9 protein-coding genes, 1 tRNA gene and 1 other RNA gene are annotated in these 15405 nt (G+C 39.3%); 5 read left to right on the top strand and 6 right to left on the bottom strand.

Annotated features, from left to right (window positions below):
* Positions 1-481 precede the first annotated feature (481 nt).
* Positions 482-554, bottom strand: a tRNA-Lys gene (locus ABEG20_RS08035).
* 388 nt (positions 555-942) lie between these two features.
* Here ABEG20_RS08035 and ABEG20_RS08030 point away from each other — a divergent pair.
* Together ABEG20_RS08030 and ABEG20_RS08025 are read left to right on the top strand one after the other, a co-directional pair.
* A complete protein-coding gene (locus ABEG20_RS08030; RefSeq protein ID WP_406826855.1) occupies positions 943-2229 on the top strand; it encodes a sugar MFS transporter in 1287 nt (428 codons plus the stop codon).
* 148 nt (positions 2230-2377) lie between these two features.
* Positions 2378-2884, top strand: coding sequence for a D-glycero-alpha-D-manno-heptose-1,7-bisphosphate 7-phosphatase (locus ABEG20_RS08025; RefSeq protein ID WP_406826854.1), 507 nt, complete (start codon positions 2378-2380; stop codon positions 2882-2884).
* A gap of 552 nt (positions 2885-3436) precedes the next feature.
* Here ABEG20_RS08025 and fsa read toward each other — a convergent pair.
* Together fsa and ffs are read right to left on the bottom strand one after the other, a co-directional pair.
* On the bottom strand, positions 3437-4096 hold the full coding sequence (gene fsa, locus ABEG20_RS08020) for a fructose-6-phosphate aldolase (protein ID WP_175633162.1): 660 nt from the start codon (positions 4094-4096) through the stop codon (positions 3437-3439).
* A 91-nt stretch (positions 4097-4187) separates the two neighbouring features.
* Positions 4188-4287, bottom strand: an RNA gene (ffs, locus tag ABEG20_RS08015) — signal recognition particle sRNA small type.
* Between the two features lie 410 nt (positions 4288-4697).
* Here ffs and gltB point away from each other — a divergent pair.
* Positions 4698-9197, top strand: coding sequence for a glutamate synthase large subunit (gltB, locus tag ABEG20_RS08010; protein ID WP_406826853.1), 4500 nt, complete (start codon positions 4698-4700; stop codon positions 9195-9197).
* Between the two features lie 3 nt (positions 9198-9200).
* Complete coding sequence (locus ABEG20_RS08005; protein WP_406826852.1) at positions 9201-10667, top strand: glutamate synthase subunit beta; 1467 nt, start codon at positions 9201-9203, stop codon at positions 10665-10667.
* Positions 10668-10815: 148 nt separating this feature from the next.
* Here the strand turns inward: ABEG20_RS08005 and ABEG20_RS08000 are convergent, their stop codons facing one another.
* Positions 10816-12018, bottom strand: coding sequence for a DUF763 domain-containing protein (locus tag ABEG20_RS08000; protein ID WP_406826851.1), 1203 nt, complete (start codon positions 12016-12018; stop codon positions 10816-10818).
* A gap of 60 nt (positions 12019-12078) precedes the next feature.
* Complete coding sequence (locus ABEG20_RS07995; RefSeq protein ID WP_406826850.1) at positions 12079-13035, bottom strand: alpha/beta hydrolase fold domain-containing protein; 957 nt, start codon at positions 13033-13035, stop codon at positions 12079-12081.
* Between the two features lie 89 nt (positions 13036-13124).
* Here ABEG20_RS07995 and ABEG20_RS07990 point away from each other — a divergent pair, with 89 nt between their 5' ends.
* Positions 13125-14228, top strand: a complete 1104-nt coding sequence (locus ABEG20_RS07990) for a metallophosphoesterase (RefSeq protein WP_406826849.1) — start codon at positions 13125-13127, stop codon at positions 14226-14228.
* Here ABEG20_RS07990 and ABEG20_RS07985 read toward each other — a convergent pair.
* On the bottom strand, positions 14214-15314 hold the full coding sequence (locus ABEG20_RS07985; RefSeq protein WP_406826848.1) for a sensor histidine kinase: 1101 nt from the start codon (positions 15312-15314) through the stop codon (positions 14214-14216). The two genes, ABEG20_RS07990 and ABEG20_RS07985, sit on opposite strands and share 15 nt — an antisense overlap.
* Between the last annotated feature and the right edge of the window lie 91 nt (positions 15315-15405).

Raw genomic sequence — 15405 nt, 5'->3', positions numbered from 1 at the left:
CGAATACTCAGAGGGCTGGCTAAGTGCAATTATATCTTCCGATACCAAGGTCTGCAAATCACCAATTTTAGAAGTAAGGATGAAAGACAAAGTTCCTTTTCTGGTTCCAACAGTCCGAAACAAAAAAAACAGTAAATATTAGTAGGGAAACGTTAAGGATGTGGTTTAACGTGTTGTAACCCTACAAAACAAGGCTTTTTCAAAAAGAAAAGGACGCTAAAATTAGTTTTCATAACGATAACATTAAGGTTAAACAAAAATAGCTTTGCAGTTTTATTCACACAAGATGTTCATCTATTAAACTAGTTGAACATCTGTGTATTAATGCGAATTAGGGGAGTTCGATGTTGTAAAGAACGACGCACCGAATGACACACATTTTATATGCGATTTCGTGCATATTTTGGTAAAACCCGTAAAAGTAAAAACCCTGCAATCAGTTGATTTGCAGGGTTTTAGTTCTCTTTGATGTTGTTTCTTGTGATCCCGCTGGGATTCGAACCCAGGACCACTACATTAAAAGTGTAATGCTCTACCAGCTGAGCTACGGAATCTACTTTTCATAAACGTTAATCGTTTTCTTTAAAGTGGTGCAAATATAGGCTTACAGACTGTTTCATGCAAATAAAAAATTGATAAATGCGGTAGTGTATTGATTTATAGGTAAATTAATTGTTCAGCCTTTCTTTTTTAAATAGATTTAATCTTTTTTTGATGACAAACTTAATATGCTTTTTAAGTATAATTCACTTTTCCATCATTTTTTTAGTACACTTAAGCGGAGCGTGAGTAGGGTTATGGATATGATTGAAAAATGAGCAATATCGGGTTGGCATTGAAGATATTGGGAAATGTTAAAATTGAAATTACGAAAGCGATGATCCATATTTATTAAAAATTATTGTTTAGTTTGGTCCGAACAAATAAACCAAACCAAACTTTATGCAACAACCAACAAAAACAGTCTCATCACAGGGGCCAAAACCGCTCATTATTATTTGTGCCTTATTCTTTATTTTTGGCTTCGTAACCTGGGCAAACGGAACCCTGATCCCTTTCTTTAAATTATCCTTTGGCTTATCAAATTTACAGGCATTCTTTGTAACCTTTGCTTCGTATATGGCTTACTTTTTTTTAGCCTTACCCTCATCGTGGATACTTAAGAAAGTGGGTTTTAAAAATGGAATTGTTTTAGGTTTGGTCATTCTGGGCCTTGGCTCATTAATATTTATTCCGGCAGCGCAAACCCGGACTTTTGGTCTTTTCTTAACTGGCATTTTTGTTCAGGGGGCTGCTTTGGCTTTGCTGCAAACGGCGTCAAATCCTTATTTAACCATAATAGGTCCGATTGAAAGTGCAGCCAAACGCATTAGTATTGCCGGAATCTGTAATAAATTTGCCGGCATGATTGTGCCTTTGATTATGGGCAGTCTGTTTCTTAAAAATGCTTCAGAAGTTGAAAAACAGATTAAAGCGGCTAAGGGCGCAGCACATGAACAACTGTTAAACGATGTGTTGGGCCGTGTAAATATGCCTTATGTTGTTTTAGCAATCGTTTTTTGTCTTTTTGCAGTGCTGATTAAATTTACCGATTTGCCCGAGGTAGAAGTTGAAGAGGATGTAATTGATGAAAATAAAGGAGAAGTGGTAAAACATAAAAGCATTTTTCAGTTTCCGCATTTGTTCTTAGGTGCGCTTTGTATTTTTGTATATGTAGGTGCGGAGGTTATGGCTGGCGATATCATTGGGATTTACGGCCGGGAGTTAGGTATTAATGCTGAAATTAGCGGAAAATTAACGTCCATCACGCTTTTTAGTATGTTAATTGGTTATATTATTGGGATTGTAACCATTCCAAAATATATCTCTCAACAAAAGGCTTTAAGAATTTGTGCCATTTTAGGTATCGTATTCACCATTTTATCATTTGTAATTTCTAGCTGGTTCGCGGTAATTTTTGTGGCCTTGTTGGGTTTAGCCAATTCATTGATGTGGCCGGCAATTTTCCCGCTAGGTATTAGTCATTTAGGCAGATTTACGAAAATCGGTTCAGCCATTATGGTGATGGGTATTGCAGGTGGTGCAATTATGCCATTATTATATGCTTTTTTAAATGAAAAGTTACACGTCAATTTCCAATTGGCCTATCTGTTAACAGTACTGCCCTGTTACCTTTATATTTTATTCTTTGCTGTAAAAGGCCATAAAGCCGGACTAAAATTAAAATAACCAAAACCAAATAAATTTTATGATTAAGCCCGGTCTTTGATAGATTGGGCTTTCTTTTGCGATTAATTTTCAGTTATTTTGGCGAAATTATAAGTGAGTAAGAGATCTCCATTCTCCTATCTCACATCACAATACTCAAATCTCAAGAATGAACAAAGCTATTTTTCTCGACCGCGACGGTGTACTTAACCACGAAATTTACGATTACATCTGCCGGGTTGAAGATTTTAAAGTCTTAGATTACCAGATCCCTGTATTAAAAAAATTGTTTGACGAGGGTTATTTGCTGATTGTAATTACAAACCAGGGCGGTATTGCATTAAAGCGTTACACCGAACAGGAATTGGCTATCATGCACCAAATGCTTCGAAATGCTTTTTTGGCTAAGGGGGCTGATATTGCCGGCTTCTATTATTGTCCGCATCATCCAACTGTTGGTGGGGAGTGTAAGTGTAGAAAACCTGCCTCAGGAATGATTTTGGATGCAATGGATATGTACGATATTGACCCCGCACAATCTGTTATGATCGGTGATAAACCGAGAGACGTAGAAGCCGCAAACGGGGCAGGAGTGAAGGGAATTCTAATAGAACCCGATGAACAGATTAGTTATGAGAAGGTGAAAGAGGTATTGAAAAGAGAATCTTTAGTTTAGTTTGGAGTTCGGGGTTAGGAGTTTGGAATAAGCAAATCGCCCATACCAACCTAATATGGAAAAGGTAATACAGGAGATGAGCCCTGCAATTTGCCCATTATCCATCTTACTTTATCTATTTTAATGATTTGGGCGTTTTAACAAGCTGTACAACTATATCTTTTTGGCTGTCCTTTCACTACGCTCAGGATGGCAGCCAAAAAGGATGCCGTTTCCATCGTTAACGCAAATCATGAAACATGGGAGAAGGAAAATGGATGATGGAACCTGGAATTATCCATTACAAACCTTACATGATCCATGAAAAAATCCTAAGCCTTAAACCGGAAATCCGAAATAAGACTTAGGACTAAAGACTTTAACTAAATTATTGAAAAGAAAATATTTAGCTCAGTCTGGCGTTCGGGGTTTGGAATAAGCAAAATGCTCAAGTAGCAAACTCTAAGGAACTCTTATTCATTAAATTTTATTAAACAAAAAGTCCTGAGTTATTATTTAACTCAGGACTTTTTATAGGCCTGGACCTCAATACTCCAAGCTCAATACTCCAGACTATTTACCTGCTGCTTTAGCGTGGTCAGCTAAAAATGTTGCCAGTCCGCTATCTGTTAATGGGTGTTTTAACAAGCCCACAATAGCCGCCAATGGCGCAGTAATAACGTCAGCGCCAAGTTTAGCACAGTTTACAATATGCAATGGTCCGCGGATGGATGCCGCTAAAATTTGAGTCTCATAACCGTAGTTATCAAAAATAGTTCTGATATCTTCAATTAAAACTAATCCATCGCTCGAAATATCATCTAAACGGCCCAAAAATGGAGAAACATAAGTAGCTCCCGCTTTGGCTGCCAATAAAGCCTGTCCGGCAGAGAAAATTAAAGTACAGTTAGTTTTGATTCCTTTTGAAGAAAAATATTTAATGGCTTTAACACCATCTTTGATCATGGGAACTTTAACTACAATTTTTGGGTTTAAAGCTGCCAGTGCTTCACCTTCTTTAATAATTTCATCAAAAGTGGTAGAAATCACTTCTGCGCTTACATTATCGTCAACAATATCGCAAATTGCCTTGTAGTGGTTAATTACATTTTCATCGCCGGTAATTCCTTCTTTAGCCATTAAGCTAGGGTTGGTGGTTACGCCATCTAAAATGCCGAGATCTTGCGCTTCTTTGATTTGATCAAGATTTGCTGTGTCAATAAAAAATTTCATGTTTATAAATTCTTAAAATGATTATTAGGTTCTGCTGCTAGAACCCCTGAAGAATTTAGTATCCCCCCTTCAGGGGATTAAGGGGGTAAAAAAAGGGCAAGCACCTTCTATCGCACCGCTACAACCTTCTACCCTTGCTGTGTTCCCACCCTGGGGGAGTTCAAAGGGAGCTGGTCGTAAAAGACTTGCCCGGCCACAAAGGTAGAAAAAGAAGTTGTTTCACAAAATGCATTTTTGTAATTTTTTTCACTTTTAGGCTATGTGGCTGATTAGTAAAACAATAAAATAAAAGTATCTGTTTTTTAGTCTTCACGAAAAACAGTTTGAAGACTAAATTTTCATACATGAACAAAACATTCATATTTAAACCTAAAATTAAAACGATTTATCTTCAGTTTTAGCGAAAAAATGGAATTTATGAGGTGAAATCACCATTATATATTTTGCAAAATTAAAACATTATTATTGCCATTATTTTAATTTAAATGTTTTAAATTACATAAGAACTAAAATTTTTCCAAAAATCGTGTCAACTCTGTAATTTGAAATATCTTTTTCGTATCTTAGTGTTTCCTATACACTAACAACTAACGAGCAAAGAATGGAACCAAACAGTGGATTGTACGATGCGCAATTTGAACACGATGCCTGCGGTATTGGGTTTGTTGCGCATGTGAAAGGGCGGAAATCGCATCAAATCATCTCTGATGCACTTACTATTTTAGAGAATCTAGATCATAGAGGGGCATGTGGAGCAGAACCAAATACAGGCGATGGAGCAGGTATCATGATTCAGATTCCTCACGAATTTTTTTACGATGAATGTTTAAAAGCAGGCTTTAGTTTACCAGAAACCAATAATTATGGTGTTGGTATGTTATTTATGCCTAAGGATATCAGATCCAGGGAAGAGTGCAGAGAGCTGATTTACCGTGCGGCCGAAAAACTGGGTCTGGAAATTTTAGGTTTTAGAAAAGTTGATGTTAATACAACAGATATCGGTAACATGGCCCTTTCTGTTGAGCCAGAGATTGAGCAGGTTTTTATTGCCCGCCCTTATGCAATAGCGCCGGGTGCGGATTTCGAACGTAAACTTTATATTTTTAAAAATTACCTGATCAAACTGATCGTAAATACCGTTCATGGTGGTAGAGATTTTTATATTGTTTCGCTTTCGGCACAAACCATAATATATAAAGGTCAACTCACTTCATTGCAGGTGCGCACCTATTTTACCGATCTTACCGATAAGCGCATGGTTTCTGCTTTAGGTTTGGTTCACTCGCGTTTTGCAACCAATACTTTCCCTTCATGGAGGCTGGCCCAGCCATTCCGCTTTATTGCACATAATGGTGAGATCAATACTTTACAAGGAAACTTAAACTGGTTTAGGGCAGGCGTGAAGTCTTTTGCTTCTGCTTATTTCACACCAGAAGAACTTGACATGCTGTTGCCTGTAATCGATGAAACCAATTCAGATTCAGGTTGTTTAGATAATGTTATAGAACTTTTGCTTCACTCGGGAAGAAGCCTGCCTCATGTATTAATGATGCTGGTTCCAGAGGCATGGGATGGTAATGAAGACATGGATCCTGTAAAAAAAGCATTTTACGAATTCCACGCTACTTTAATGGAGCCATGGGACGGGCCTGCAGCCATTGCTTTTACCGACGGTAAATTGATTGGTGCTACATTAGACCGTAACGGTCTCCGTCCATCGCGTTATGCCATTACTTCAGATGACCGTGTAATTATGGGTTCTGAAGCTGGTGCATTAGCGATCGACCAGAGTACGATCATCGAAAAAGGCCGTTTAACACCTGGCAAAATGTTCGTAGTAGACATGGAGCAGGGCAGGATTATCAGCGATAACGAAATTAAAGAGGAAGTTTGTGGTAAAAGCCCTTACGGAGATTGGATTAACCAATATCAGATCCGCTTAGAAGAATTACCTGAGCCGCGTGTAATGTTTACCGGCTTATCTACTGAATCTATTTTCAAGTACCAGCAGGTTTTTGGTTATAGCAGGGAAGATGTAGATCTTTTACTTAAACCAATGGCTATCGAAGGCAAAGAACCAATCGGTTCGATGGGTACAGATACGCCATTAGCTATTCTATCAAAACGCCCACAGCACTTATCGTCTTATTTTAAGCAGTTATTTGCACAGGTAACCAATCCGCCAATTGACCCAATCAGGGAAAAAGTGGTGATGAGTTTGGCCAGTTTTATGGGCAGCATGGGTAACCTGTTAGAAGAAACACCAAAACAGGCACACTGTGTAGCCATTAAACATCCAATTTTAACTAACCAGGAATTAGAGAAATTAAGAAGTATTGATACTGGCGTTTTCCAGGCCAAAACTTTACAAACTTATTTCAGGGCCGATGGTAAACCAGGCGCTATGGCTAAAGCTTTAGACCGTTTGTGCCGTTATGCGGTTGATGCAGTTGAAGATGGTTTCCAGGTAATTGTATTAACCGATAGGGCTATCGATTCTGAACATGCTGCAATGCCTTCATTACTGGCTGTTTCAGCAGTACACCATCACTTAATCCGTAAAGGATACCGTGGTGCTGTAGGTATTGTAATTGAGGCTGGAGATATTTGGGAAGTACATCATTTCGCCACTTTGTTGGGATTTGGTGTTACGGCAATAAATCCTTATCTGGCTTTGGAAACCATTAACGGTTTTCAGCAAGAATCAGGATTATCAGCAGAACAGCTTACCAAAAACTATATCTACGCCGTAAATAGCGGTTTGCTTAAAATTTTCTCTAAGATGGGAATCTCAACCCTGCAATCGTATCAGGGTGCACAGATTTTCGAGATTTTAGGCTTAAACAAACAAGTGGTTAATACTTATTTCACCGGTGCGGTTTCGCGTATTGGCGGCTTAGGCTTAGATGAGATTGCAAAAGAAACCTTAATTAAACACCACCGCAGTTTTGGACCGTTAACACAAACGGAAAATTTATTGCCTGCTGGCGGAACTTACAAATTCCGTCGTAAAGGCGAAGCGCATCTGTTTAATCCGCAAACCATTCACTTGCTGCAGAACGCCACACGTAAAAATGATTACAACATCTTTAAACAATATTCTAAGCTGGTAAATGAACAAACACAACAGGCTTATACCATCCGCGGATTGTTTGAATTTAATTATAGCCGTCCTTCTGTTCCTTTAAACGAGGTAGAATCTACGGAGTCTATCTTAAAAAGATTTGCAACAGGAGCCATGTCTTTCGGTTCAATTTCTCATGAGGCACACTCTACTTTAGCCATTGCCATGAACCGTATCGGCGGGAAGAGCAATACCGGAGAAGGCGGTGAAGATGAAATGCGTTACACTAAATTGCCAAACGGTGATAGCATGCGCTCAGCGATTAAACAGGTTGCATCTGCACGTTTCGGTGTAACGAGCTATTATTTAACCAATGCTGATGAGTTACAGATTAAAATGGCTCAGGGCGCTAAGCCGGGAGAAGGTGGCCAATTACCTGGCCACAAAGTAGATGATTGGATTGCAAAAGTTCGTCACTCTACGCCGGGTGTAGGCTTAATTTCGCCGCCTCCACACCATGATATTTATTCGATCGAGGATTTGGCACAGCTCATTTACGATCTGAAAAATGCCAACCGCGCAGCTAGGATCAATGTTAAACTCGTATCTAAAGCCGGCGTTGGTACGATCGCAGCTGGTGTAGCTAAAGCGCATGCCGATGTAATTCTGGTTTCAGGTTTTGATGGTGGTACCGGTGCTTCGCCGTTAACCTCTATCCAGCATGCTGGTTTGCCTTGGGAACTTGGCTTAGCAGAAGCACACCAGACTTTGGTTAAAAACAAATTGCGTAACCGTATCGTGTTGCAAACAGATGGTCAGCTTAAAACAGGCAGGGATATCGCTATTGCAGCCTTATTAGGTGCCGAAGAGTGGGGCGTTGCCACAGCAGCATTGGTAACTTCGGGATGTATTATGATGCGCAAATGTCATTTAAATACTTGTCCGGTTGGTGTGGCCACGCAAGATCCGGAATTAAGAAAGTTATTCACCGGTGATGCAGACCACGTGGTAAACTTATTTTATTTCCTTGCTGAAGAATTACGTGAGATAATGGCTGAACTGGGTTTCAGGACCATTAACGAAATGATTGGACAGGCTGATATTTTGAAATTACGCGAGCTGCCCGCTGAAGATTGGAAATTGAAGTACCTTGATCTATCAGCCATATTATTCAAAGCAGAAGAAAATGGTTTGCCTCTGTATAATACAGAAAGTCAGGACCATGGTTTAGATCAGGTTTTAGATCATCAGTTAATTGCTGCGGCACAACCTGCCATAGATCATAACGAACCCGTATTTGCCAGCTTTGAGGTAAAAAATACCGACCGTGCCTTGGGTACCATGTTATCGAATGAGATATCAAAAGTTCATTTAAGTGCTGGTTTACCTCCAGATACGATCAATTTTAAATTTGTAGGTTCTGCGGGTCAAAGTTTCGGGGCTTTTAATACCCGTGGGGTTACATTAGCGTTAGAGGGTGAAGCGAACGATTATGTGGGTAAAGGTTTATCAGGTGCGAGATTGGCTATTTATCCTTTCTCTAACTCAACTTTTGTTCCTGAACAAAATATTATTATTGGTAACGTGGCCCTGTATGGTGCAACTTCTGGTGAGTTATTTGCACGTGGTAAAGCAGGTGAACGTTTTGCTGTACGTAACTCTGGTGCAACGGCTGTTGTTGAAGGCGTAGGCGATCATGGTTGTGAATACATGACAGGCGGTGAAGTGCTGATTCTTGGCGACACCGGTAGCAATTTTGCTGCTGGCATGAGTGGTGGTGTAGCCTGGATTTATGATGCCAATGGAACATTTGAACGTAAATGCAACAAAGAGATGGTTGATTTAGATCCACTGCAGGCAGAAGACGAAGAGCGGATCTTAGCTTTACTTAAAGCACATATCCGCTTAACAGATAGTAAGGTAGCTGAGTTTATCTTAAGCGATTGGAAAACTCAATCTGCTCATTTTGTAAAAGTATTCCCTAAAGAATACAAAGCAGTTTTAAGCAAACGTAACCAACAAGTAAAAACACACTAGGCCATGGGAAAAGTAACAGGATTTCAAGAATACGATAGAGTTGCACCCACTAGAGAAGAGGCTGCAACGCGTGTAAAACATTACGGTGAATTTTTAAATAATTTACCTCCGGAAGAATTAAATAACCAAGCTGCCCGTTGTATGGATTGCGGCGTTCCTTTCTGTCAATCAGGTTGCCCGCTGGGTAATGTGATACCGGAATTTAACGACGCTGTTTATCAAGGTAAATGGGAATTAGCGACCAATATTTTACTAAGCACCAATAATTTCCCTGAATTCACCGGTAGAATTTGCCCGGCCCCATGCGAATCAGCATGTGTATTAGGCATTAACCGACCACCGGTTTCCATTGAGGAAATTGAAAAACACATCATTGAAATTGCTTTCGAAAAAGGATTTATCAAAGCTAAAGCACCTTTAATCAGAACGGGTAAAAAAGTAGCTGTTATTGGTTCAGGTCCTGCCGGCTTAGCTGCTGCTGCCCAGTTAAATAAAGTTGGGCATGAAGTTACCGTTTTCGAACGGGACGATGCACCAGGTGGTTTATTAAGATATGGCATTCCCGATTTTAAATTACAGAAAAATGTAGTAGATCGCCGTATTGATCTGATGAAAGAAGAAGGCATCATTTTTAAATGTAATGCCAATGTGGGGGGAAATGTTGAAATAGGTACTTTGTTACGCGATTTTAACGCGATAGTATTGGCAGGCGGTTCAACTATTCCGCGCGATCTGCCTATTGATGGCCGTTCGGCTAAAGGTGTGCATTTTGCAATGGATTTTTTGAAACAACAAAATAAACGGGTAGCAAGCAGGGCTGTAGAAACTGAAGATATTATGGCTACCGGTAAAAATGTAATTGTAATTGGTGGTGGTGATACCGGATCTGACTGTATTGGTACTTCAAACCGTCATGGCGCAAAGTCAGTCACACAATTTGAGATTATGCCAATGCCTCCTCAGGTACGCAACGAGCATATGCCTTGGCCAAACTACCCCATGTTGTTAAAAAATACTTCTTCTCATGAGGAAGGTGCACAAAGGGCATGGTCGGTTAATACCAAAAACTTTATTGCCGACGAAAACGGAAATCTTAAAGCTTTAAAAGTAGTGGATGTGGAATGGGAGATTGATGCGAACGGGCGTCCGGTTACTTTTAAAGAAGTTGCCGGGACAGAAAGAGATCTTCCATGCGAACTGGTGCTGTTAGCTATGGGCTTTTTACATCCTCAAAGAGAAGGTTTAATTGAAAAACTTGGTGTAGAGTTAGATAACCGCGGAAACGTTAAGGCATCGGAACATACTTACCAAACGAATATTGCAAAGATTTTTGCAGCCGGTGATGTTCGCCGCGGACAATCATTAGTGGTTTGGGCCATTTCAGAAGGTAGAGAGGCTGCCCGCAAGGTAGATGAATACTTAATGGGAACAACTAAACTGGCATCGAAAGATGCGGTAGCGTACGCTTAGTAGGTTTTAAATTTATATTTTTTGGGTCGTGGCACAAACCACGGCCTTTTTTTGTTTTATTAAAGCATGTCCTTTCCGTAGAGTTAAGCGCAGTGTCTCTACGGATTTGAGAATAAAACTGAACTTAAAACTCAGACATAAACAAAAATTAAAACAACTTCAATTGCTCATCTCTCTGTGGCTTTTCTTTCCCAAAAACTGTTCTACCACCATATTTCCAGCTATCTGCACGCTCTTTTTGAATCACTTTCTCAAAATCCATATTCGGTATAAAGTCTTTTTCAGCATGGCTGGCAATTTGATGAAGCGATTTTATCGCTTGTTGCTTATCAGTATTGCCAATTTTAGACTTTTCAATTGCCTTTTGCAAAACATTTATCGTTTCATCGTAAACGTTTACCGGAACAGGGAAAGGGTGACCGTCTTTACCACCATGTGCGAAAGAATAACGTGCTGGATCTGTAAACCGCGAAGGTGTGCCATAAATCACCTCACTCACTAAAGCCATAGATTGTAGCGTTCTCGGACCCATGCCTTCCAATAATAATAGCTCCTCGAAGTCTTTTGGTCGTTTTTCCTGTGCCAGCCACAATATACTTCCTAAACGTTTTAAATCTACATCTTTTGATTTCACATCATGATGATTGGGCAATATCAATTTCTGTATTTCATTAAGCATCCGCGTGGGCGATTCAGCTGTGATACTCATCATGCTCTGCCTTGTCTGATCAGCATTTTTAGCCGTTAAATTCAGTATTTGACCTTGGTTAATGCCGCGAATGCCTGTATGTGGCTCTTCTACAAAAGACTTTAAGTTTTCAGAATGCCAATGGTATCTTCTGGCTGTTGCGCTGTGGTTGCTCATGCCTTGTTGCACCACTGTCCAATCGCCTTCATTGCTTAAAATAAAACAATGGAGGTACAATTGAAATCCGTCTTGAATAGCTGTATTATCTACTTTTGCACTGAGTTTACTGGCACGAACCAATTCTGTACCATTTAAACCTGTAGCATTCGCAATTTTTAAAAGTTCATTTGGGGTTTCCTTACTGTGTTTTCCTTTGCCTCCACAGATGTAAATTCCCAACTCTTTAGATAAGGGATTAATCGATTTCTTTAATGCACCCATTACTGATGTGGTAATTCCTGATGAATGCCAATCCATCCCCATTACTGCACCCAGGCTTTGGAACCAAAACGGGCTACTTAATCGACGCAGTACTTCTGCTTTACCATATTCCATCAGGATGGCTTCTGTTATTGCTAAGCCAAGTGTGGCCATACGCTGCGCCAGCCATGGTGGTACATGGCCATAATGTAATGGTAAATCTGCGCTTCCTGATCGTTTCAATGCTAACAAATTTAGTAATATGTTTTGTTAAATTGAAATATAGTTTACAAGCGATTGAATTTAATTTTTAAACTGCTGATCCAAAAAATTGATCATCGTGCAGGAAACCTCTTCGAACCAGGGATGAAATAACCAAAAGGGGTGAGGCGTATCCGGAAGGGTGTGCACTTCAGAATAGATACCGAAAGGCTTAATTTTTGCAATTAAATCGTCTCTGCCTGCATGAAATCGGGTTGTAGAACTATTGATGAATAGCATAGGAACGGAATTTTGACCCGCATGATTTAACGGGGATGCATGATGCCATAACGCCGGATTTTCTTTTAAATCTGCTCCTAGCCATATCGCCGCAACAGATTTCCTGTTGGGATCTGTACTCACCTCGGCAGCTTCGGGGTGATCGAAAGCAAGTATGCCATCTACGTCGATTACAGCCTGAACATGACTACTATGGTTATTTATTTTTTCCTTCTCAAACTGAGGGTCATTGTTGGTTGTGCCAACTAAAGCAGCCAATTGTCCGCCGGCAGAAAATCCGGCTACTGCAATTTTATTGGTATCTATATTAAATTGATCTGCATTTGCCTTTATCCATCTCACCGCATTTTTCAAATCATATACAGCTGCCGGGAATTGTGCATGGGTAGATAAGCGATAATCAGCAGTAATGGCCACATAACCGTTTAGAGCCATTTTTTGAGCCAGCGGAATGTTCTGGGTACGATTGCCGGAACGCCAGCCCCCACCAAAAATAAACAAAACTGCAGGCATTAGTTTTTTAGATTTCTTTGGATAAATTACATCCAGCAATAAATTCCCTGTTGGATATTTGGCATAAACAATGTTGTGTCTGGTTATAAAATGACCCTTTTCCAGCGGATAGGCAATAGTTAGGTAAGGACGTTTCTTTTTCTCTTTTAGATAAGCAGAATATATACTGAATGAAGTATCAGCTTGGATTTTTTGCGCCTGACTTACGGTAAAACAGCATATGAAAATTAAGGTTAGAAATTTCATTAAGGTAAATATATGGAATAGTTTTGCCGCTGATGAAACGTTTGAACTTATATTTTGTTAAGTTTAAACTTTAATGCAGCACCAGATTAATGCGAAAATTTTTACAACGTTTACTTAGTGCCTGGATTATTCGCATGTCGAATAAGTTTGGTTCAAACCCTAACCGTAAACGCATCCATGAGGCTTTAAGTAAACTTTATGAGACTATCAACCTCAGTCCTGGAAAACGTGGACTTATTTTCGAAGTTACAAATACTGATAAATTCATCATTTTATCAGATCAGCATAAGGGTGCACGTGATGATGCCGATGATTTCACTTTAGCTGAAAAAAATTACTTAAAGGCACTTGAATATTATAATCAACAGGATTTTCATTACATCAATTTAGGTGATAGCGAGGAACTTTGGGAGAATTTACTCGAATCAGTCATTAAACACAATACAGAGACATTCCAAGCAGAGAAAGCTTTTATTGTTAAAAATCATTTCACTAAAATATTTGGCAATCATGATCTGTACTGGGATAATGATCCCTTATCGCAATTTAACTTGAAAAGGATCTATGGAGAAGTCATTCGTATTTATGAAGGAGCCATTTTAAGAATGCCGGTAGGAGATCATAAACTTGATATTTTCCTAACCCACGGACATCAGGGCGACTTACAGAGTGATGGAAACTGGTTTAGTAAATGGTTTGTAAGTACCATATGGGCACCATTACAGTCGTATCTTCAAATTAATCTGAATACACCAGCGTACGATAATCAGCTTAAAACAGTGCACAACACATTAATGTACGATTGGGTAATTACCCGGAAAAACATTGCTTTAATTACCGGGCACACCCATCAGCCAGTTTTCGCATCGTTAACACACCTTGAACGGATTTATGTAAAATTAAACAAAGCTCAAAAAGAGAAAAATACCAGTGACCTCGCTTTTTTAAATGCTGAGCTTCATAAAAGGATAAAAGAAGGAGATAAAGCCCCACTATTAGGCAAATACAAGCCTGGTTACTTTAACAGTGGGTGCTGTTGTTTTAGTGATGGCGATATTACGGGTATCGAAATTGCCGATGGTTTTATCAGATTGATCAAATGGTCATACCATAGAAATATTATACCCGAAAGAATTTTACTGGAAGAAATGAAAATCAGTGATCTATCAGATGTAAACCTATTTGATGGGTAAGGTGACGTAGAAAGTAGCGCCCAAATCTTTCCCGTTGCTTTCTGCCCATAATTTCCCTTTATGAATCTCTACAAGTGCATTGGCAGTAATCAATCCTAATCCATAGCTATTTTCACCATTCGTGCTTACCGAACTCAGCTTCGCAAATTTCAGGAAAACTTTCTCTAAATCATTTTGAGTTAAACCCACACCATTGTCTTTTATCGAAATTGTCACCTCATTATCAGTTATTTGATGGGTGATAAAAATTTCATTGCCTGTAGGCGAAAACTTGATTGCATTATCAATCAGCTGACTAAAAACCATGGCAATTTTATCACGATCAGCAAAAACTTCAACAGGTTCCTGAATATCGATTAAAACTGTTTGATTTTTTCGTTCAAGTGATAGCGCAGATTCTTTTTTTACCCTTTCCAGTACCTGCCTCAAATCTATTTTATCTTTTTGGGGTTTAAATGAAGTTGCTTCTTTCCGGGCAGCACTTAAAATACCATTCAGATTATCAATCATCTTTTTCGATTGTGCGTTAATCTTACCGGAAATTAAAGATGTCTTATCATCAATGCCAGGAATGCGTCCCAATAATTCAGATTGAAGTGTAATGGTTGTCATTGGGTTTTTAAGATCATGAACAAGCACATGCAAACGATCATCATAAGCCCTTAACGTTCTTCTAATGGCCATTCTCGACTCCAATTTCTCCACTACCATACCAGCTAAATGCTGCAACATTTTTAAGTGCCTTTCCTCAATCGGTTTAGATTTGGTGTCTGCAACGTAAATCATACCAAGGTGATAACCATCAGGCGATACGATTGGCACTGAAGCAAAAAAAGCTAACCTTGCCCTGTTTAAGTCCTGAATAATTTCCAAAGCAGCTCCGCCAACTTCCGATTTTACAAAAGAATAACCATTGCCCTGAAAGCAGATCCCGGCAAATGGTAAATCAAATATATCGGCAGCCAATTGCGAAATCTGGTCAAAAGCACTTTCTGCTGGGGTATTTAATATCTCAAAATTGTCGAGCTTTTTCAAACGCAGGGCTTCGTCTGAAGAAATATCATGTTCTGCTTTTTCGTATTGCATTTATGGCAAAGTTAAATAGATAGATGAATAACTAAAGGTAAAAATTATGTACAAACTATAAACAATTAAGCGGTATTTTTCGTTATGATAA

The organism is Pedobacter sp. KACC 23697 (assembly GCF_045348445.1).
Taxonomy (GTDB): Bacteria; Bacteroidota; Bacteroidia; order Sphingobacteriales; family Sphingobacteriaceae; genus Pedobacter.
This window is presented reverse-complemented; position numbering and strand designations above follow the sequence as displayed.